This window comes from Streptomyces sp. NPDC001056 (assembly GCF_053598955.1).
Window position 1 is genome coordinate 1 of record NZ_JBSFLI010000026.1, and the last position, 20,543, is coordinate 20,543.

At 74.0% G+C, this 20,543-nt stretch carries 18 protein-coding genes; 8 read left to right on the top strand and 10 right to left on the bottom strand.

The features are described 5' to 3' along the window. Positions 1–100: 100 nt before the first annotated feature. Positions 101–841 (bottom strand): SDR family NAD(P)-dependent oxidoreductase, encoded by a 741-nt coding sequence (locus ACWDD7_RS26760; RefSeq protein ID WP_450459263.1) that lies wholly within the window; start codon positions 839–841, stop codon positions 101–103. 200 nt (positions 842–1,041) lie between these two features. On the opposite strand from ACWDD7_RS26760, the gene ppdK reads away from it, so the two are divergent. Next, the gene (ppdK, locus tag ACWDD7_RS26765; RefSeq protein ID WP_450459264.1) at positions 1,042–3,732 is read left to right on the top strand and encodes a pyruvate, phosphate dikinase; all 2,691 of its coding nucleotides are present in this window, start codon (positions 1,042–1,044) and stop codon (positions 3,730–3,732) included. Between the two features lie 178 nt (positions 3,733–3,910). Continuing rightward, positions 3,911–4,351 carry a pyridoxamine 5'-phosphate oxidase family protein gene (locus ACWDD7_RS26770; protein WP_450459265.1) on the top strand — a complete coding sequence of 147 codons (441 nt, stop codon included), beginning with the start codon at positions 3,911–3,913 and terminating at the stop codon, positions 4,349–4,351. Positions 4,352–4,390: 39 nt separating this feature from the next. On the opposite strand, the gene ACWDD7_RS26775 is transcribed toward ACWDD7_RS26770, so the two are convergent. From ACWDD7_RS26775 to ACWDD7_RS26790, 4 genes are all read right to left on the bottom strand, one after another. Next, positions 4,391–5,458 carry a zinc-dependent alcohol dehydrogenase family protein gene (locus tag ACWDD7_RS26775; RefSeq protein ID WP_351873495.1) on the bottom strand — a complete coding sequence of 356 codons (1,068 nt, stop codon included), beginning with the start codon at positions 5,456–5,458 and terminating at the stop codon, positions 4,391–4,393. Between the two features lie 117 nt (positions 5,459–5,575). Beyond that, complete coding sequence (locus tag ACWDD7_RS26780) at positions 5,576–7,954, bottom strand: phosphoketolase family protein (RefSeq protein ID WP_450459266.1); 2,379 nt, start codon at positions 7,952–7,954, stop codon at positions 5,576–5,578. A gap of 77 nt (positions 7,955–8,031) precedes the next feature. After that, entirely contained in the window at positions 8,032–8,904 is an 873-nt protein-coding gene (locus ACWDD7_RS26785) for a universal stress protein (protein ID WP_450459268.1), read from the bottom strand. A gap of 141 nt (positions 8,905–9,045) precedes the next feature. Continuing rightward, positions 9,046–9,942 carry a universal stress protein gene (locus ACWDD7_RS26790; protein WP_392214130.1) on the bottom strand — a complete coding sequence of 299 codons (897 nt, stop codon included), beginning with the start codon at positions 9,940–9,942 and terminating at the stop codon, positions 9,046–9,048. A 245-nt stretch (positions 9,943–10,187) separates the two neighbouring features. On the opposite strand from ACWDD7_RS26790, the gene ACWDD7_RS26795 reads away from it, so the two are divergent. Next, the gene (locus ACWDD7_RS26795) at positions 10,188–10,850 is read left to right on the top strand and encodes a CBS domain-containing protein (protein WP_450459269.1); all 663 of its coding nucleotides are present in this window, start codon (positions 10,188–10,190) and stop codon (positions 10,848–10,850) included. 161 nt (positions 10,851–11,011) lie between these two features. Next, complete coding sequence (locus tag ACWDD7_RS26800; RefSeq protein ID WP_351873510.1) at positions 11,012–11,713, top strand: response regulator transcription factor; 702 nt, start codon at positions 11,012–11,014, stop codon at positions 11,711–11,713. Positions 11,714–11,735: 22 nt separating this feature from the next. On the opposite strand, the gene ACWDD7_RS26805 is transcribed toward ACWDD7_RS26800, so the two are convergent. Continuing rightward, positions 11,736–12,590: a universal stress protein gene (locus ACWDD7_RS26805; protein ID WP_450459365.1), complete on the bottom strand. Its 855-nt coding sequence runs from the start codon at positions 12,588–12,590 to the stop codon at positions 11,736–11,738. 224 nt (positions 12,591–12,814) lie between these two features. Here ACWDD7_RS26805 and ACWDD7_RS26810 point away from each other — a divergent pair, with 224 nt between their 5' ends. Continuing rightward, positions 12,815–13,303, top strand: a complete 489-nt coding sequence (locus ACWDD7_RS26810) for a CBS domain-containing protein (RefSeq protein ID WP_450459270.1) — start codon at positions 12,815–12,817, stop codon at positions 13,301–13,303. A 74-nt stretch (positions 13,304–13,377) separates the two neighbouring features. Here ACWDD7_RS26810 and ACWDD7_RS26815 read toward each other — a convergent pair whose 3' ends face one another. Continuing rightward, positions 13,378–13,818 (bottom strand): universal stress protein, encoded by a 441-nt coding sequence (locus tag ACWDD7_RS26815; RefSeq protein WP_450459271.1) that lies wholly within the window; start codon positions 13,816–13,818, stop codon positions 13,378–13,380. A gap of 178 nt (positions 13,819–13,996) precedes the next feature. On the opposite strand from ACWDD7_RS26815, the gene ACWDD7_RS26820 reads away from it, so the two are divergent. Further along, positions 13,997–14,227, top strand: coding sequence for a hypothetical protein (locus ACWDD7_RS26820; RefSeq protein WP_450459273.1), 231 nt, complete (start codon positions 13,997–13,999; stop codon positions 14,225–14,227). Positions 14,228–14,236: 9 nt separating this feature from the next. On the opposite strand, the gene ACWDD7_RS26825 is transcribed toward ACWDD7_RS26820, so the two are convergent. Beyond that, positions 14,237–14,962, bottom strand: coding sequence for a TIGR03943 family putative permease subunit (locus ACWDD7_RS26825; protein WP_450459275.1), 726 nt, complete (start codon positions 14,960–14,962; stop codon positions 14,237–14,239). After that, positions 14,959–16,002 carry a permease gene (locus tag ACWDD7_RS26830; protein WP_450459276.1) on the bottom strand — a complete coding sequence of 348 codons (1,044 nt, stop codon included), beginning with the start codon at positions 16,000–16,002 and terminating at the stop codon, positions 14,959–14,961. Before ACWDD7_RS26830 ends, ACWDD7_RS26825 begins: the two co-directional genes overlap by 4 nt. Positions 16,003–16,196: 194 nt before the next feature. Here ACWDD7_RS26830 and ACWDD7_RS26835 point away from each other — a divergent pair, with 194 nt between their 5' ends. Together ACWDD7_RS26835 and ACWDD7_RS26840 are read left to right on the top strand one after the other, a co-directional pair. Then, the gene (locus tag ACWDD7_RS26835; RefSeq protein WP_450459278.1) at positions 16,197–17,039 is read left to right on the top strand and encodes a serine hydrolase; all 843 of its coding nucleotides are present in this window, start codon (positions 16,197–16,199) and stop codon (positions 17,037–17,039) included. 171 nt (positions 17,040–17,210) lie between these two features. Continuing rightward, positions 17,211–18,530, top strand: a complete 1,320-nt coding sequence (locus tag ACWDD7_RS26840) for a hypothetical protein (RefSeq protein ID WP_450459279.1) — start codon at positions 17,211–17,213, stop codon at positions 18,528–18,530. A 34-nt stretch (positions 18,531–18,564) separates the two neighbouring features. Here the strand turns inward: ACWDD7_RS26840 and ACWDD7_RS26845 are convergent, their stop codons facing one another. Beyond that, positions 18,565–20,079, bottom strand: coding sequence for a hypothetical protein (locus ACWDD7_RS26845; protein WP_450459281.1), 1,515 nt, complete (start codon positions 20,077–20,079; stop codon positions 18,565–18,567). Positions 20,080–20,543 lie beyond the last annotated feature (464 nt).

Here is a 20,543-nt window from a genome sequence, read left to right on the forward strand (position 1 = left end):
CGCACTGACGGTGACCGGCTGGCCGAAGACGGACGGGGCCGGGCCGGACGTGACCGTCGTGGTGGTGTCCGCCGGGTCCGGCCGATCCGGGTGCCCGGTGTCAGGCGGTGAAGCCGCCGTCGACGCGGATCGTGGCCCCGGTGAGGTAACCGCCCTCGGCGCTCGCCAGGTGGGCGACGGTGGCCGCGATCTCGGAGGGCCGCGCGTAGCGGCCCAGCGCCGTGAGGCCGGCGATCGCCTCGGCGTTCGGCCCGTCGGCGGGGTTGGCGTCCGTGTCGGTGGGGCCGGGATGCACCAGGTTCACGGTGATCCCCCGCGGGCCGAGTTCCCGGGCCAGGCCCTTGGTCATCCCGGCCAGCGCCGTCTTGCTCATCGAGTACAGCGCCATCCCCGGGAAGACCGCGCGGTCCGCGATGTTGCTTCCGATGCTGACGATGCGGCCGCCCCGGCCCATGTGCCGCACGGCCGCCCGGGACGCCTCGAACGGCGCCCGGATGTTCACCGCCAGCGTGCGGTCCAGCTCCGCCGGCCCCACGTCCTCGATCGGGCCGACGGGGAAGACGCCTGCGTTGTTGACCAGGATGTCCAGTCGGCCGAACACGGCGGCGGCCTCGTCCACCGCGGCGGTGAGGGCCGCGGGGTCCGCGCTGTCGGCCCGGACGGCGAGCGCCCGGCGCCCCACGGCCTTGATCCGCTCCACCACCTCGGTGGCCCGTACCTCGTTCTTCTCATAGGTCAGCGCCACATCCGCGCCTTCCTCGGCCAGTCGCAGCGCCACGGCGGCGCCGATGCCCCGGCTTCCGCCCGTGACCAGCGCCGCGTTTCCTTCGAGTCGGTTCATGACGACCAGCCTCGCGGGCACCGGCGACGGGCACCGGCGGAAATCGGACCGGGCGCTCCGCCCGGGAGGATTCCGCCGTGCGCCGCCCGCCCCGGGCCGTCCGGCCCCCACCGCGGGACCAGCGACGCCTCGCCCCGTGCCCCTTCCTGGTGGACGCTGGAGAGGTACCGCGGCCGGTAGGTAAGCCGAGGAGGGCGGTCATGGGGCGTTATGTGTACGGGTTCGCCGAGGGGAACCGGGACCTGGCGGGGCTGCTCGGGGGGAAGGGGGCGAACCTGGCGGAGATGAGCCGGCTGGGGCTGCCGGTGCCACCGGGGTTCACGGTGACGACCGAGGCGTGCCGGGTCTTTCTGGCCGAGGGCACGGAGCCGGAGGGGCTGGCGACGGAGGTGTCCCGGTACCTGGCGGCGCTGGAGAGGGACAGCGGGCGGCGCCTCGGGCAGCCGGACGACCCGTTGCTGCTCTCCGTGCGCTCCGGGGCCCGGTTCTCCATGCCCGGCATGATGGAGACCGTCCTCGACGTCGGCCTGAACGACGCCTCCGTGCTCGGCCTCGCCAAGGTCTCCGGCAGTGAGCGCTTCGCCTGGGACTCGTACCGCAGGCTGATCCAGATGTACGGCAGCACGGTGATGGGCGTCGACCCCGCGCTGTTCGAGGAGGAGATGGCGCTCCTGAGGCAGGCCCGCGAGGCGCCCGACGACGTCCACCTGGACGCCTGCGACCTGGCCCGGCTCGTGGAGTCGTACAAGCGGATCGTGCGGGAGCGGACCGGCCACGAGTTCCCGCAGTCCCCCGCCCTCCAGTTGCAGCAGGCGATCCTGGCCGTGTTCGGGTCCTGGAACTCCGAGCGCGCCCGGCTCTACCGGCGCCGCGAGCGCATCCCGGACGACCTCGGCACCGCGGTCACCGTGCAGCGCATGGTCTTCGGCAACCTCGGCCCGGACTCCGGCAGCGGTGTCGCCTTCACCCGGGACCCGGCCACCGGACGGCCCGGCCTGTACGGCGACTACCTGGCGAACGCGCAGGGCGAGGACGTCGTGGCGGGCGTACGGGACGCCGTTCCGCTCGCGGAGCTGGCACGGCTGGACCCGCGCTCGTACCGCCGACTGCGCGATCACGCCAAGGCGTTGGAGCGGCACTACCGCGATCTGTGCGACATCGAGTTCACCATCGAGCGCGGCACCCTGTGGATGCTGCAGACCCGGGTGGGCAAGCGCACCGCCGAGGCCGCGTTCGCCATCGCCGCCGAACTCGTCGAGGAAGGACTGATCGGCGCGGACGAGGGCCTGGTCCGGGTCAGCGGCGACGGGCTCGCCCGGTTGATGTTCCCGCGCTTCGACACCGCCGCCCTGGGCGCCCCGCTCGCCCACGGCATACCGGCCTCCCCCGGTGCCGCGGCGGGCGCCGCCGTGTTCGACTCCGCGACGGCGCTACGGCGGGCCGCGGCAGGCGAGCCGGTGGTGCTCGTGCGCGAGGAGACCACGCCGGACGACCTGCCCGGCATCGTCGCCGCCCAGGCGGTGCTGACCGGCCGGGGCGGCAAGACCAGCCATGCGGCGGTGGTCGCGCGCGGCATGGGCAAGGTCTGTGTGTGCGGCGTGCAGGACATCACCGTGGACACCGGCGCGCGCCGGTTCACCACCCGGGACGGCACGGTCGTGACGGAGGGCGAGCTCATCTCGGTGGACGGCTCCGGCGGGACCGTCCACGCCGGGGCGGTACCCCTCGTCCCCTCCGCCACGATGCGCTATCTGGAGTGCGGGGAGCAGGCGGGCGCCGTGGTCTCGGCGGTCGCCCGAGCCCTCGAACACGCCGACACGGTACGGCGGTTGGAGGTGCGGGCCAATGCGGACACCCCCGAGGACGCCGCCCGCGCCCGGCGGTTCGGGGCGCAGGGCATCGGGCTGTGCCGCACCGAGCACATGTTCCTGGGCGAACGGCGCAAGCTGGTCGAGGAGATGATCCTGGCCCGCACGGACACCGCGCGCGAGCGGGCGCTGGCGGCTCTGCTGCCGCTCCAGCGCGCGGACTTCACGGAGATCCTGGCGGCGATGGACGGACTGCCGGTCACCGTACGGCTGTTGGACCCGCCGCTGCACGAGTTCCTGCCCGACCGCACCGAACTCGCCGTACGGATGGCCGCCGACGAGGCTTCCGGCCGGAAACCCGAGGCACGCGACGTGGAGTTGCTCGCCGCGGTGAACCGGACGCACGAGGAGAACCCGATGCTCGGGCTGCGCGGGGTGCGGCTCGGGCTGGTGGTGCCGGGTCTGGTGGCGATGCAGGTGCGGGCGCTCGCCGAGGCGGTCGTCGCCAGGCTCCGCGCCGGGGGCACGCCCCGGGCGGAGATCATGGTGCCGCTCGTCGGCGCGGTGGAGGAACTGCGGCTCGCCCGCGCCGAGGTGGACCGGGTGCTCGCCGAGGTGGGCGAGGAGACCGGCGTCCCGGTGCGCTGTCCGGTCGGCACGATGATCGAGCTGCCGCGGGCCGCGCTCACGGCGGGCCGGATCGCCGAGGAGGCGGAGTTCTTCTCCTTCGGCACCAACGACCTCACGCAGACCACCTGGGGCTTCTCCCGGGACGACGTGGAGGCCGCGTTCTTCCCGGCCTACCTCGACCTGGACGTCTTCGACGCCTCCCCGTTCGAGACCCTGGACCGCGAGGGCGTGGGCCGGCTGGTGCGGATCGCCGTGGAGGAGGGCCGGGCCGCCCGCCCGGACCTGGTGATCGGCGTCTGCGGCGAGCACGGCGGCGACCCGGAGTCGGTCCGCTTCTTCCACACGGCCGGCCTCGACTACGTCTCCTGCTCCCCCTTCCGTGTCCCGGTGGCCCGTCTGGAGGCCGGCCGGGCGGCGCTCGGGGACACCAGCCCCGGCTCCGACACCAGGTGAGGGGCCGTACGGCCCCCCGGCCAGGTCCGAACGGCACTGGCGGGAGCGGTACGGGAGGGGCGAGGGTGGCATCAGGAGCGGCACCGATCCCCCGCGGTGCCGCTCCCCCCGTGCACGGCCCCCGTACACGCGCATGGACCTCCCCCGCCGTCGGCAGCGCACCCGTGAAGAAGCAGCCATGATCCGTCCTCACGACGCGGCCCACCGCCGCATCGACCTCGACCGCACCGAGGCGCTGCGGCTGCTGGGCAGCGTGTCCCTGGGCCGGATCGTCTTCACCCGGCAGGCGCTGCCCACCGTCCGTCCCGTCAACCACGTGCTGGACGGCGGCGACATCGTGATCCGCACCCATGAGGCCGCGGCGCTCACCTCGCACACCAGGCGGGGGGAGGACGGCGGGGTCGTCGTCGCGTACGAGGCCGACGCCTTCGATCCCGACACCCGTCTCGGCTGGAGCGTCGTCGTCACGGGGTACGCGCGGCTCGTCACGGATCGCGCCGAACTGGAAAGGATCCGGGAGCTGTTGCACCCCTGGGCCCCGCCGGAGGACATGGACCAGGCGGTGCGCATCCGGCCGGACCTGGTCACGGGGGTGCGGCTGGCGGCCGCGGACGGCTGAGCGGCCGGCACGCCGACGCGCACCGGCCGCCGTGCCGGCTCAGGCCGTGGGGACGGCCAGCTCGTGCTGCTCCCCGCCGAGGACGACCTTCAGCGCGCCGGTCTCGGCGGCGCGGGAGAAGACGTCGTACGCCCGCTCCATCTGGTCCAACGGGAAGGTGTGGGTGACCAGTTGGCCGGTCGGGAGCCGGCCGGAGGCGGCCATCTTCAGCAGGGTCGGGGTGGAGTGGGTGTCCACCAGACCGGTGGTGATGGTCACGTTCCTGATCCACAGGTCTTCGAGGTGCAGCGTGACGGGCTTGCCGTGCACGCCGACGTTGGCCACATGGCCGCCGGGGCGCACCATGCGGGTGCACAGTTCGAAGGTGTCCGGCACACCGACGGCCTCGATGGCCACGTCCGCGCCGAGCCCGTCGGTCAGGTCCGCGACAAGCTGGCGCGGGGCCTCGTGGACGTCCGCGACCGCGTCGGCGCCGAACCGCCGGGCGGCCTCCAGGCGGGCCGGTGCCAGGTCCACGGCGATGATCCGCTCCGGCGCGAACAGCCGTGCCGTGGCGATCGCCGCGAGCCCGATCGGGCCGGCGCCGACGATCACGACGGTGTCGCCGGGCCGGACCCGCCCGTTGAGGACGCCCACCTCGTAGGCGGTCGGGAAGATGTCCGCGAGCAGCACGGCGTCCTCGCTCGCGAGGGTGCCGGGCAGCGGGTGCACGGACAGGTCGGCGTACGGCACGCGGACGTACTCCGCCTGCGTGCCGTCGATCAGATGCCCGAGGATCCAGCCACCGCCGCCGAGACACTGGCCGTAGACGCCCTCGCGGCAGTAGCGGCAGCGTCCGCACGAGGTGACGCAGGAGAGCAGCACCCGGTCGCCGGGCCGTACGGTGCGCACGTCGGTGCCGGTCTCCACTATCTCCCCGACGGCCTCGTGCCCGAGTACCGTCCCGGGCCGGACCTCGGGCACATCGCCCTTGAGGATGTGCAGGTCCGTCCCGCAGATCGTCACCGCCTGCACCTTCACGATCGCGTCGGTCGGCTCCTTGATCACCGGGTCCGGGACGTCCTCCCAGGACGCCTCTGCGGGCCCTTGAAAGACATAACCCTTCATGCCGCTCCTCACCCTCTTCACTCGGTGTGCCGCGGAACCGGGATGATCGATATACCCCGGTATGCCCAGCTTGGTCAGCGCGCGGGGGCCCGCGCTTGGGCCGGACGGCCCCGGTTTTCACCCGCCCCAGGTCCACTCCGCGACCTCCGGCAGGTCCGTGCCGTGCTCGCGGATCCAGTCGTGGTGGCGGCTGCGGACGTCGGCCATGGCCTGGCGGACGGCGGCGGCGCGGACCGCGAGGCCGGGGACGCGGTCGATGACGTCCATGACGAGGCGGTAGCGGTCGAGGTCGTTGCGGACGACCATGTCGAAGGGGGTGGTGGTGGTGCCCGATTCCTTGTAGCCGCGCACGTGCAGGTTCCGGTGGCCGGTGCGCCGGTAGGTGAGGCGGTGGATCAGCCAGGGGTAGCCGTGGTAGGCGAAGAGGACGGGTTTGTCGGTGGTGAACAGGCCGTCGTACTCGAAGTCGGGCATGCCGTGCGGGTGCTCCTCGTGCGGCAGCAGCCGGGTCATGTCGACCACGTTGACGACCCGCACGGCGAGGTCGGGCAGGTGCCGGCGCAGCAACTGGGCGGCGGCCAGCACCTCTTGGGTGGGGACGTCACCGGCGCAGGCGAGGACGACGTCGGGTTCGCCTCCGTTCTCCGTGCCGGCCCACTCCCAGATCCCGGCGCCGCGCGCGCAGTGGGCGCGGGCCTGGTCCATGGTCAGCCAGTCGAAGCAGGGCTGTTTGCCGGCGACCACCACGTTGACGTAGTCGCGGCTGCGCAGCACGTGGTCGGCCACGGACAGCAGGGTGTTGGCGTCCGGCGGCAGATAGACGCGGACGACCTCGGGGCTCTTGTTGAGGACGTGGTCCACGAACCCGGGGTCCTGGTGGGAGAAGCCGTTGTGGTCCTGCCGCCAGACGTGCGAGGTGAGCAGGTAGTTGAGGGAGGCGATGGGCGCCCGCCAGGTCAGCTGCCGTGAGGTCTTGAGCCACTTGATGTGCTGGTTGACCATGGAGTCGACGATGTGCACGAACGCCTCGTAGCAGGAGAACAGTCCGTGCCGGCCGGTGAGCAGATAGCCCTCCAGCCAACCCTGGCAGAGGTGTTCGGAGAGGACCTCCAGCACCCGGCCGTGCCGGTCCAGGTGTTCGTCCACCGGGAGCACCTGGGCCTGCCATGCCTTGCCGCTGGCGTCGAAGACGGCCTGGAGCCGGTTGGAGGCGGTCTCGTCCGGGCCGACGAGGCGGAAGTCCCGGCGCTCGCGGGTGTCCTCCATGACCTGTTCGAGGAGGTCGCCGAGGACCCGGGTGGGTTCGTGCAGGGCGGTGCCCGGCTTGTCGACGGCCACGGCGAAGGTGTCGAGCGACCGCAGCGGCAGGTCGCGCAGCAGGACGCCGCCGTTGGCGTGCGGGTTCGCCCCGAGGCGCCGGTCCCCCTCGGGGACGCAGGCGAGGACGTCGGCGGTGGGGCGGCCGTCCGGGCCGAACAGTTCCCCGGGCCGGTACGAGCGCAGCCACTGCTCCAGCTGCCGCAGGTGGGCGGGGTTCTCGCGGACGCCGGGCAACGGGACCTGGTGGGCCCGCCAGGTGCCCTCGACCGGCTTGCCGTCCACCTCGGCGGGGCCGGTCCAGCCCTTGGGGGTGCGCAGCACGATCATCGGCCAGTGCACCCGCTCGGTGGCCCCCTCCTCGCGGGCGGCGCGCTGCTTCAGCGCGATCCGGTCCAGGGCCTGGTCGAGGGCGGCGGCGAGGGCGCGGTGCACCACGGCGGGGTCGTCGCCGGTGACGTGCAGGGGTTCATGGCCGTATCCCCGCAGCAGCTCGTCCAGCTCCTCCTCGGGGAGCCGGGACAGCACGGTCGGGTTGGCGATCTTGTAGCCGTTCAGGTGCAGGATGGGCAGCACGGCACCGTCGTGCACCGGGTCGAGGAACTTGTCGGAGTGCCAGGACGCGGCGAGCGGCCCGGTCTCCGCCTCGCCGTCGCCGATCACGCAGGCCACGAGGAGGCCGGGGTTGTCGAAGGCGGCGCCGTAGGCGTGCGCGAGCGAGTAGCCGAGTTCGCCGCCCTCGTGGATGGAGCCGGGCGTCTCGGGGGCGACGTGGCTGGGCACGCCGCCGGGGAAGGAGAACTGCCGGAACAGCCGGCCCATGCCGGCCCCGTCCCGGGTGATGTCCGGGTACGTCTCGGTGTAGCTCCCCTCCAGCCAGGAGCCCGCGAGGACCGCCGGGCCGCCGTGCCCCGGCCCCCAGACGCACAGCGCGTCCAGGTCACGGGCCTTGATCACGCGGTTGAGGTGGGTGTAGACGAGGTTGAGTCCGGGCGAGGTGCCCCAGTGGCCGAGCAGCCGCGGCTTGATGTGCTCGGGACGCAGCGGCTCGGTCAGCAGCGGGTTGGCCATGAGATAGATCTGGCCGGCGGCCAGGTAGTTGGCGGCGCGCCAGTGCGCGTCCAGGGTGCGCAGCTCCTCCTCGGTGAGAGCGGCTCCCTGGTGGGCGGCCTCGGTCATGGGGACTCCGATCGTCGTCGGGTTCGCGCGAAGTCGGGCGTGTGCCGTCGTCCGCGGAAAGTCGGTCGTGGGCGGCGTCAGTCGGTTTCCGGTACGACGGCCACCGGGCAGGCCGCGTGGTGCAGCGCCCCGTGCGCGACCCGGCCGAGCTGGAGTCCGAAGCGGCCGCCGCGGCGCCGGGCGCCCACGACGAGCAGCGCGGCGTCCTGGGAGGCGGCGACGAGGACGTCCCGGGCGTGTCCCTCGGCGGTGCGCCGGTGCTGTTCGAGGCCCTCGGGCACGTCCCGCAGGGCGTCCTCCAGCGCCTCGGCCGCCTCCTGCTCCTCCGCGTGGGCGGGGCCGCCGGCGAGCAGCGGATGCCCGGTGTCGCTGTGCGCCGGGCGCCGCCAGGCTCGTACGGCCTCCAGGGGCAGCCCGCGCAGCGCCGCTTCCTCGGCCGCGAAGCGTACGGCGGCCGAGCCCGCGGCCTTCTCGGCGACGCCGAGCACGACGCGGCCGGGGGCCGCCGTGGCGGCCGTCTTCCGGGGGTTCCCGCGCAGCACGATCACCGGGCAGTGGGCGTGCGCGGCGACCGCCAGGCTCACGGAGCCGAGCAGCAGCTCGGTGACGGCGTTGCGGCCCCGGCAGCCGAGGACCATGGCGCGGGCGGTGCTGCTCTCGTTCACCAGCCCGAACGAGGGTTCGTCGGCCAGCACGGCGGTGGTGACCCGCAGCTCCGGGTGGTGCAGGTGGGCCCGGCGTTCGGCGGCGCCCATGATGTCCGCGGCCATCACCTCCTCGGCCGGTTTGCCGACCTCCTGGGCGATGAGGGAACCCTCGTAGCGCTCCCAGAGCGAGGCGTAGACCATGCGGAGCGGTGCCCCGCGCAGGGCGGCCTCGTCGGCGGCCCAGTCCACGGCGCGCAGACTCTCCTCTGAGCCGTCGACACCGACGACGACGGGCAGGTCCATCGTGTTCACTCTCCCTGGTAGAGGTCGACGAGGCGGGCCCGCACCCCATCGTTGACGGATTCATCGGCGCGCGCGAGCCGTACCGCGCGGTTTCGGCCACGGCCTCGCCCCATTCGGCCACTTCTCCGGCCGTCGCGCACCTCAGCTGTGCGCGACGACGGCCACGGGCGCGCCGACGTGGTGCAGGACGGCGTGGGTGACATGGCCGATGTGGATGCCGTACGGGCTGGTGCGGATGCGGCGTCCGACGACCACCAGGGAGGCGTCCTGGGCGGCGTCGACCAGGACCGGGGCCGCATTGCCGGCCCGGCTGGCCTCGCTCACCTCGACGTCCGGGAACTTCTGCCGCCAGGGCCGCAGCACCTCGGTGAGCAGGGCGGACGCCCGGCGGCCGAAGACGGGCACGACCGGCGGGTCGGCCGGAATGCCGTACGCGGCGTACGGCGGCGGGGTCCACCCGTGCACCACGCGCAGGGCGGCGCCGCGGCGCGCGGCGGCGGCGAAGGCGAACTCCAGGAGCGTCTCGCTGGGGCCCTCGGGGTCGTCGATGTCGAGGCCGAGGACGACGGGCTTGAAGGGGGTGGCGGCGGACGGGACGCCCGACGGGTCCGGCTGGTGCTCGTCGGCGGCCTGTTCACCCGCTCGGACCAGCACCACCGGACGCGTCGTGTGCGCGATGACGGACAGCCCGGCCGAGCCGATCAGGAACCCGCCGAGCCGGCCGAGGCCGCGGGAGCCGAGCGCCAGCAGTTCCGCTCCGTCGGCCGCCTCGGCGAGGGCGGTGGCCGGGTCGCCGGTGACCTGGTCGGTGACGACCTCGATGGCGGGGTGGCGCAGCCGCAGGCCCGCCGCGGACTCGCGCACCGTGCGGGCCCACTCCTCGGCCGCGGCGGCGTCGGCGTCGAGACCGGCCTCGGGCTCCCGCACATGGAGGATCCGCAACGGCAGGTCGCGCAGTGCCGCCTCGCGCGCCGCCCATTCGACGGCGGCCCGGCTCTCGGGGGAGCCGTCGAGGCCGGCGGTGACGGTTCGGGTCATGGTTCCACCTCTCACAAGGTCGCCCCTCGGGGTCTGGAGCGACGATTCCAGACTCCTGCACGCGGGGCGAGACGATCAGGGGCCGCTGGTCCCCGGCCTGGACCGATGGGCCCGGGAAGCGACCCCGGACGCGGGGGCCGAGCGGCCCCTGTGCCGACCGGCGGCGACCGGCGCACGCTGGGGACAGCGGAACTCCCGTCGCGAAGCCGCTTCGGGACGTCATGTCGAGAAGCCACGGAGTCACCATGTACGGCACCCCGCACATCGTCAGCGACGTCATGACGACCACCGTCGCCGCCGTCGGTCGGCGCGCCCCCTTCAAGGAACTGGTGGAGATGATGCAGGACTGGCAGGTCAGCGCCCTGCCCGTGATCGAGGGCGAGGGCCGGGTGGTCGGCGTGGTCTCCGAGGCCGACATGCTGCCCAAGGAGGAGCTGCGGGACGACCCGGCCGAGGAGTACCGGGCGCTGCGGCCCCCCGCCGACATGGCCAAGGGCGAGGCGATCACCGCCGGGGACCTGATGACCTCCCCCGCCATCACCGTCCACGCGGACGCGAGCCTCGCCGAGGCCGCCCGCACGATGGCCCGCGCCCGGGTCAAGCGGCTGCCCGTGGTGGACGCGACCGGCATGCTGGAGGGCGTCGTCAGCCGCGCCGATCTGCTCAAGGTCTTCCTGCGCGCGGACCAGGAGATCGAGGAGGAGGTACGGCGGGAGATCGTGGCGCGGCTCTTCCCGCCGCCGGACTCGGCCGTGGAGCTGCGGGTGGACGACGGCGTGGTGACCGTGCTCGGCCGGATCCGGGACACCTCCCTGGTCCCCGTGGCGGCCCGGCTGGTGCGCGCCGTCGAGGGGGTCGTGGACGTGCGCTTCGACCTGGCGCCCGGCGAGCGGACCGCGCACGCGTGAGGAAGGCCGCGGGACGACCCGGCCGGGCGTGACACCCTTGAGTCGCGAGGCCGGTCCTCGGGAAGTGGGGCCGGTCGGCCCTGGCACACACGGCACGGTCCGGCGATGATCGGCCGGGTGGCAGGCCGCAGTATGTCCGCTTCCGGGAACGAGAGGTCGAGATGACCGAGACACGCACCTTCACGGCACAGGACCCGATCCGGGTGTTCCTCCTGGACGACCATGAGGTCGTCCGGCGCGGCCTGGCCGACCTCCTCGACGCCGAACCGGACATCTCCGTCGTCGGCGACGCCGACACCGCCGCGCACGCGCTGGTCCGGGGCCCCGCCCTGCGCCCGCACGTCGCCGTGCTGGACGTACGGCTGCCCGACGGGGACGGCATCTCGGTCTGCCGGGAGCTGCGCGACCGGATGCCCGAACTGGCGTGCCTGATGCTGACCTCGTTCGACGACGAGGACGCCCTGCTGGACGCGATCATGGCCGGCGCGTCCGGCTATGTGCTCAAGCAGATCAAGGGCTCGGACCTGGTGTCCGCGGTGCGCACGGTCGCCTCCGGCCAGTCGATGCTGGACCCGGCGACGACGGCCCGGCTGATGCGCTCGCTGCGGGCCGACCCCGAGGAGACGCCGTCGCTGCCGCCGGAGCTGGCGAGCCTGTCGCCGCGCGAGCGGGACATCCTGGCGCTGATCGGGGACGGCCTGACCAACCGTGAGATCGGCCGGCGGCTGTACCTGTCGGAGAAGACGGTCAAGAACCACATCTCCCGGCTGCTGGCCAAGCTCGGTGTGCAGCGCCGGGTCCAGGCCGCCGTGCTCGCCTCCCATCTGGAGCCGCAGGGCGCGAACGAGCACTCCGCCCGCTGACCCGCGCCGGCGCGGCTGTTCCTCACGGCAGCTGGGGTACGACGGCCACCGGACAGCAGGAGTGGTGCAGCAACCGGTGCGTGACGCGGCCCAGCTGGAGCCCGGCATGCCCACGCTCCCGGCGTACCCCGAGGACCAGCAGGTCGGCGGCGGCGGAGCGGTGCAGCAGGACCTTGCCGGGCGGTCCTTCCAGGACGGTCCGGGACACCCGTACGTCCGGGTGCTCGGTCAGCGGGTCCTGCAACAGCTTGTCGATCAGGTCGGCGGCCTCGTCCTCGTAGTCGGGCTGCTCGGGCGGGGTCCCGTCGCCGGTGCGGCGCCAGGTGCGCACCGCGTCCAGGACGCACCGGCGGGCCGCCGCCTCGCGCAGGGCGAAGCGGGCCGCCGTGTCGCTGGTGCCGGGGTCGCCGACGCCGAGCAGCACCCGGTCGTGGGTGCCGCCGAGGCCGGCCGCGTCGCCGCGGACCACGATCACCGGCCCGGACGCCCGCCCGGCCATGGCCAGTCCGACCGAGCCGAGGAGCAGCCCCTTCAGCTCACCACGGCCCCGGCTGCCGGTCACCACGGCGGTGGCGTTGTCGCCCTCGGCGAGCAGCATGGACACCGGGTCCTCGGCCACGACGGCGGAGGCCACCTCCAGGTCCGGGGCGCGTCTGTGGACGCGTTCGGTCGCCGAGGCCACGATGTGCTCGGCCATCACATGGGGGGCGGACGGTTCCCCGCCGAGCGACGGGAGCCGGCCCTCGTAGCGCTCCCAGAGCGAGGCGTGCACGAGCCGCAGCGGCACACCGAGCCGGACCGCCTCGTCGGCCGCCCAGTCCACCGCCTGAAGGCTGTAGTCGGAGCCGTCGACACCCACGACCAGGGGCAGAGGCATGTTCCTCACCGCCATTCCTCGGGCTGCGCAGCGGCGCAGCGACCCGTCCGGCTTCCACACTCGCACGGCCGAACGGGCGGGTAGATGGGTACATTGTCCCTTTTCGGGGGAATCGGTCTCCTCGGATGAGGTCCGGGCGGCCCCTGCCCTCGGCGGCCCGTCCGACGCAGTCTGAAGGCACCGTCCACCGACGGCCGGTGTGACGGTGTCCGAAAGAGGCTCTGATGACCCCTGTCCCCCAGACCGGCCCGCCCCCCGGGATGCCGTCCTTCGACGGGCCGGTGAGCGTCGGCCGGCTGATGACCGCCCCGCCCGTGACCGTCGCGCCGGACGCCACCCTGGCGGAGGCCACCCGGCGGATGGCCGAGACCGCCGTCGGCTCCCTGCTCGTCGTGGAGGACAGCGCCGTGCTCGGCATCGTCACGGACCGCGACCTCGCGCTGCGCGGGCTGGGCGAGGGCCTGCCGCTGGACAGCCGGATCGACGCGGTGATGTCGCCGCGGGTGGTCACCCTGGACGCGGGCGACGAGATCCACGCGGCCTACCGCACCTTCCGCCGCACCGGCGTGCGGCGGCTGCCCGTCCTGGACGACGGGCGGCTGGTGGGCGTGCTGACCCTGGACGACCTGCTGCTCGACGTGTTCCGGCGGCTGGCGGACCTGCTCGGTCCGGTGGCATGGAGCGTGCTGAGGGAGCCGCCGGGGCCGCCGTGACCCCGCCCCCGCCGCGCGTCCCGGCCGATCCGGCCGCCGGGCGGGGACCGGTTCACGGGGGCCGCGGCGTGGCCTCAGGTCTCCTCGGGGCGGACGATCACCACCGGGCACGCGGCGTGCGCGGCCACCCGCTGGCTGACGGAGCCGAGCATGACGCGCGCGAAGCCGCCCCGCCCCCGGCTGCCCACGACCAGGACCTCGGCGCCCTCGGCGGCCCGGAGCAGGATCTCGGCGGGGTTGCCGTGGGCCACCCGGGTGCGCACCGTGGCGGCCGCCTCCGCACCGAGCACTTCCGCCAGCTCCTGCGCCATCTGCTCGCGGGTCGCCTCCTCGTCGATGTACATGTCCACCGCGGGCGCGGACCAGCCGTACAGCGGCACCTCCCAGGCCGCGACGGCCTCCACCGCGCCGCCGACGAGCCCGGCGTAACGCACGGCCCAGCGCACCGCCTCGAAGGAGGACGGCGAGCCGTCGACACCGACCACGATCCGGGGCTTGGCGACGTCCTGGTCCATCTGTCCCACCTCTCTGCGGCGGCGTTGCCGGCCACGGCTGTTGCCCCCCTGCCCTCCACGCTGCGCGACCCGCCGCCGCCCCGCCAGAAAAGAGCGTCCGTTCGGCCCTGCCGCCGGGCGCCGGAGCGGTGCATGCTGCCCTAAGGGGTACCGGGAGGATTCGGGAGGTGAGGCAGGGATGGGCAAGCAGACCAGGAAGAACGGCAAGGCGAAGGCCGCACAGCCTCGTAACGGCCGCGACTGCGGGGCATCGCTTCCCGCACGCCGCGATTCACGCCGCCGCACCGCCCACGCCACCCCCGGCGCCGGCCACTGGCGCGGCCACGGACCGGGCAACCAGTGGCTGCTGCTGCCCGGCGGCACATGGCGCCGGGTCGAGACGATCCGGGTGCGCGGCCTGTTCGGCTGAGCGGACGGGTCATCCCGGGGTGATCGGGAGGTCGTCGGTGAAGGCGTTGACCGGCTGGGCGATCGGTGTCACCTGCTGGGCGTCGAGCGCGGCCCGTGCGGATCTCGTGCCGAGGGTGCCCGCGGGATGCCAGGTGCCGGTGACCGCGAGCCAGGTGTCGGCCGGGGGCGACTCGGAACCGTGGACGTGGATCTTCACGGTCTGGGAGTCGGCGGCGCAGCAGGTGAAGATGATGCGGGTCAGGTACCAGCCGTCGCTTGCCGCGTCGGGTGTGACGAAGCCGGTCAGGCGGACGCTGCGGCCCAGGATGGCGCGGCTGCGGTCCTGCTGGACGCGCTTGGTGAAGTCCGTGAGGGTCAGCGGCAGCGGAGAGGTGGCGGGCAGCGGGTCGAAGCCCTTCTTCTGCACGGCGACCGGCTTGGACCCGGAACGGGCGGCGGTGTACGCGCCGAGGGCCGGCGGGGCGAAGAGCAGGAGGCTCAGCGCGGGGAGGACGAGCAGCCAGGCGATCTTGGGGGTGCCGGAGTGGTCGTGGCCGTCGTGCGCGTGCCCCTCGTGCCCGGCCCGGGAGAACGCCGCCGCGATCCCCAGCAGCAGGAGGACGACGCCCGAGGCGATGAGCGCGGGGCGCAGCCCGGACTTGACGTAGCGCAGGTACGTGTCGTCGAAGAGGGTGATGTGCAGCAGGCCGATCCCGGTCAGCTTCAGCAGCAGGGACGGGGCGACGCGTCTCACAGCAGGGCCCCTCCGATCAGGGCGCTGGCGGCGACGGCCACCACCGTGGTCGCCGTACAGAACCGCCAGGCGAAGGCCCGGCCGAACGTGCCCGCCTGGAGGGCGATCAGCTTCAGGTCGACCATGGGCCCGACCACCATGAACGCGAGCCGGGCGGTCGGCGAGAACCCGGTCAGCGAGGCGGCGACGAACGCGTCGGCCTCCGAGCAGACCGCCAGCAGGACCGCGAGGCCGGCCAGGAAGAGCACCGACAGCCAGGGCGTGCCGGAGAAGGCGTCGAGGACCGCGCGCGGCACGGCGACGTCGAAGGTGGCCGCCGCCATCGCGCCGAGCACGAGGAAGCCGCCGGCCTGGAGGAAGTCGTGCTGGAAAGCGAGCCGGAACTCCTGTCGGCGGCTGTGGCCGTGCGCGTGTCCGGTGTGCCGGTGGCGCAGCGCCGGGCGCAGCCACTTCTCGTCGCCCCGCCAGAGCCACAGCCAGCCCATCACGGCCGCCGTGCCGAGGGAGGCGAGGAGGCGGGCGGCGATCATCGCGGGGTTGCCCGGGAAGGCGACGGCGGTGGCGGTGAGCACGACCGGGTTGACGGCGGGCGCGGACAGCAGGAAGGCGAAGGCGGCGGCCGGCGTGACGCCCCGGCGGATCAGGCTGTTGGCGACCGGCACGGAGGCGCACTCGCAGCCCGGCAGCACCGCGCCGGCGACGCCCGCGACCGGCACGGCGAACACGGCCCGCTTCGGCAGCACCCGGGTGAACAGGTCGGCGGGCACGAAGGCGTTGATCGCGCCGGACAGCACGGTGCCGAGGACGAGGAACGGGAGCGCCTGCACGGTGACGGCCAGGCAGACGGTGCGCCAGGCCCCCACGGCGGGCTGGTCCAGCCACCGTGTACCGCCGAGGAGGAGGACGGCCGTCGCCCCCGCCGTGAGCAGGACGGCCGCGCCGAGCGGCCAGGGCCGGGCGCGGCGCACGGGCGGACGCGGAGGGGCGGGGACGACCGCCGCACCCTCCCCCAGAGCAACCAGTTCATCCGTTTTTTCCATCATCACTCCGGATGTCGGTGTCCGGGCGACGATATGCGAGGACGGCGGCCGGACCGCGTGTACACGCCGCCGCACTGACGGCCGTACACGCGCATGGCGTCCACCGGTGGCTCTTCTCACAATTCGGGCGAAACGGGGTTCGGAGTGATGGCAGCCACTTCGCGACGGGCGGGTTTTGTCTACGTTCGGGAGCCATGTCCTCGCACCCCCGCCGCACGGCCGGCGTCCTTCTGGCCTCGGTGACCGCCCTGCTCACCGCCGGCATCCCGGCGGCGACGGCCGCCACGCCCGCCCCGAAGCCGAAGCCGACCTCGCCGGCTCCGCGGCCGCAGCCCTCGAAGGCGCCGAAGCCCCCGGCACCGGCCCCGGTTCCCGATCCGCACGCCACCGTGGCCGTCCTCGACCTCGACGCGGACGGCGGCGTTCCCGTGGTCCGGGGCGAGGACCGGGCGTACGACACCGCCAGCATCGTCAAGGTCGACATCCTCGCCGCGGTGCTGCTCAAGGCACAGGACGAGCACCGCGCCCTGACCGACGAGGAGCGCGGCCACGCCGAGCCGATGATCCGGCGCAGCGACAACGCCTCGGCGGACGCCCTGTGGAAGGAGATCGGGCGGGCCCCCGGCCTCGCGGCGGCCAACGAGCGCCTGGGGCTGACGTCGACCACGGGCGGCCCCGGCGGCAGGTGGGGGCTGACCCGGACCACCGCGAGCGACCAGATACGGCTGCTGCGCGCGGTCTTCGACGACAGCGCCGCCGGCCCCCTCACCCCCGAATCCCGCGCCTACGTCCGCACCCTCATGGGCGAGGTCCTGCCCGAGCAGGCCTGGGGCGTCTCGGCGGTGAACTCCGCCGGCACCCGGCTGAAGAACGGCTGGCTGGAGCGCACCACCACGGGCCTGTGGGACGTCAACAGCATCGGCGAGGTCACCCTCGGCGGTCACCGCCGTCTCGTCGCCGTCCTCTCCGACGGCAGCGCCTCCATGGGCGACGGCGTCTCCCTGGTGGAGCGCACCGTCCGGACGGCCATGGCCTGACCTGCCGGCCCAGGCGGACGCGCGGTGCGCGGACGAGGGGCGGGGCGAGCGGCGGAACCGGAGCGATCTCTCGTACAACCGTTCCGTCGGCACAGACGTCTCACAGAGAGGGGAACTTCCGTTCTCCCTCCGAAAGTTCGTCTGCCACCGTCGCTCCAGTCAGAGGATTCCATGCCCTTCAGCTCTCCCGGCCCCCGTGCGATGCGCCAGACCGCGGGCGCGTTCGGCGCCGTTGCCCTGATCGCGCTGTGCGCCGCGCCGGCCGCGGCCGCCGACGACCCCGCGACCGGCCTGGCGCTGGGCACCATCGCCCCGTTCGACAGAGTGAAGCCGGGCAGCGAGCTGCAACTGTCGCCCGCCCTCACCGACACGGGTACCGCGGCGCTCGACAAGGTCTGGCTCTCGTACTCCGTCACCCGCGGTCTGAGCCAGACCGGGATCCCGTCCAACTGCCTGCGCTACACGGTCGGTTCGACCGACGAGGAGCCGGCCCGCGCCCAGGTGGTGTGCGAGTTCGACCAGCCGGTGCAGCCCGGTGTCGTCTACGCCCCGGAGCGTCCGCTGACCCTGAAGGCCCTGGACCGCGCCCTGTACGACCGGATCCAGGTGACGGTCGACTCCGCGGCGCCGACCCCCGGTGACGGCGCCTCCGCGCCGGTGCGCGGTACGGCCACCGCGCTGAAGCTGGTCGAGCGGACCGGCGGGACGCCGCCGCCGGCCGGCGCCGCCGGGACCGCGGACGTCCCGGTGACCGCGGACAACTCGGCCGACTTCCAGGTGACCGGCGCGCAGTTGAAGGGCGCGGTCGGGGACACCGTCACGCTGCGGGTGAAGTTCGCCAACGCGGGGCCCGCCTGGGTACTGCCGCAGCCGGGGCAGCGTGCGGCCCACGTGCTGGTCACGCTGCCCGAGGGCACCTCGGCGGTCAGGCCCGACGCGCTGTGCACGAACACCGGGGCCGAGTCCTACGCGTGCGGCACCGGCGCGCCCTGGGTGAAGGAGCAGGCCGCGAAGACCTACACCTTCAAGGTGAAGATCGACAAGTCGGTGCCCGGCGCCCGGGGTTACGCGGAACTCGGCTCGGAGCCCCGGCCGTTCGACCACGACAAGGCGAACGACACTGCCCGGATCACCCTCGACGTCACCGACGGCACGAACACCACGGGCGGCGGCTCGACCGGGGGCGGCGGCACCACGGGCGGCGGCTCGACCGGCGGCACCGGCTCGACGACGTCCACGGGGGGCACCGGCAAGGGCACGAGCGGCGGTTCCACCACGACGGGCGGCACCACCGGCTCCACGACCGGCACCGGCACCGGCACCGGCACCACCGGTGATCTCTCCACCGGCGGCACCGGTACCACCGGTGGCAGCCTGGCGAGCACCGGCGCGGGACCCGCGCTGCCCCTCGCGGGCGCCGCGGCCGCGGCCGTGCTCGCCGGCACGGGCGTACTGGTGGCCGTGCGCCGCCGGGGCGGCCGCGAGGACTGATTCCTCCGCCCGGCCTGACCGGCGGCGACGCCGGTCAGGTCCCCGAGCCGAAGCCCTGGGTGATGTACGCGCACTCGGTGTAGATGTACCCGGAGCGCAGCCTGGCCGTGTCGGAGCCCGCGGTCGTCACCTGACCGCGGTTCGGCTTGTGCACGAAGTACGTGGTGCCGACCGGGAGTTGGATGGTGCGCTGCGGGTAGTCCTTGCCGCCGCCGCAGGGCTTGAAGGTGGACATCAGCGTGTCGGCGAGCAGGTAGGAGCGGCAACTGCCGCAGGCCTTCAGGGTGAAGCTGCCGGTGACCGGTCCGGTGTACAGCACGGTGACGTCGTCCGGGCTGTCGTTCTTCACCGTGACCGAGATGCTGCCGCCGGAGGCGGTGGTGGGCAGCTTCTTGCCGGCCGCCGGAATGGTCTGGGCGACCTCGGCGGCGATGGCGATCTTCTGGGCGCGCGCCCGGTTCCTGTGGTGCGGGTGCGCGGCGACGAAGTCGTCCATGGTCTGCTGGGCGCCGGTGAAGTCGCCGCTCCTGTACTCCTGGACCCCGCAGTCGTACGCGCCGTCGGAGCCGCTGCGCCGGGCCCGGGACGCGGCGGACGCGAGCCCCCCGTCGATGTCGCCCGCGGAGCTCGTCAGGTCACCGATCCTGGTGTCGAGCCGCTTCAACTCCTCGACGGCCGCGCAGGACCCGGAGCCGCCGACGTCCTTCTGCGCCTTCTTCACGGCCGCGTCGACGGCCGGAACCACCTTGTCCGTCTGCGGGGAGTGCGGGAAGATCTTCATCAGGTCGCCGAAGCGTGTGCCCCAGTCCTGGTCGCCCGAGGCCAGGCCCTGCGACCCGCACTCGTACAGCGAGGTCGCGAGCCGGTCGTCGGGCCAGTCGGCCAGCGTGCCGACAGTGGCCTTCGGCAGTTCGCCGGGCACCGTGCGCAGATAGGTCAGCGGGGCCACGGCGGTGCAGTAGTCCCGACCGTCGTAGGGCGCGGCGACCTTGGAGTAGTAGGTGCGCAGGCTGGCGGGGACCTTGCGGGCGGCGCGGGAGCCGGGGTGGTGGACGACGAGGTCGCGGTAGACCCCGAGGACCTGGCGGTAGTCCGGCTCGGCGGTGCCGAAGGACTTGCCCGCGTCCGCCGCGACCAGGTGGTCGGCGCTCGCCAGGCGGTCCAGGAGCGCCTGCTGCACGGCCTCGTCCCGCGCGTCCCGGTACCAGAGCGCGCCACCCGCCGGTACCGCGAGCAGCACCAGGCCCAGCAGCAGCGCGAGGGGCGCGCGGCCGGGCCACAGGAGGCGGGTGCGCAGTCCGATGTACGCGCCGTGGGCGGCGGCCAGCAGCAGGAGGACGGCGTAGCCGGCGAGCAGCGCGCCGGGGACGCCGTCGGCATCGGCGGGCAGGGCGATGACCAGCAGGATCGCGGTCGCCACCCAGCAGGCGGCCATGAGCAGCCGACGGCGCGCGAGGGCGTAGCCGAGGCCGAGTCCGCTGAGGTTGAGCAGGGCGACGGCGACGGCCCGCCCGGCGTCCGGGGGCGCGGGCGGCGGACTCGCGGGCATGGGCGGCACGCCGAAGCCCTGCCCGGGACCGTACGCCCACGGCCCTCCGGTTCCGCCGGGCCCACCGGGACCCCCGGCTCCCCCCGGGGTTCCGGACCCCCCGCGCCCTTGGGAGCCCCAGGGACCGGCCGGTCCCCCGGCATCTCTCGGGCCCTCGGGCCCCCCGAAACCTCCGGACATGACGACTCCCCCTTGTCCGACAACCCCCACGGCCTCCGATTCTAGCCGCCGGCGCGCCCGGAGGCGCCCCAACTCGGGCTTGTACAAAGGGACTTGGCGCCCCTCTTGTCCCTTCGTCCACGCGGGCCCCGCACGGCGGTCCGGTCCGTGCGTGCGGCGCCCTCGAACAGACGGGTCGCCTGACCGGCCCAATGCGGGTGCGCCGGAGGGGCGAGGAGCCGTGACGAGTGTGACCGTGGTGGAAGGAATCCCGGGTGCGCCAGGACGGCCCGGGCGCGGCAGTG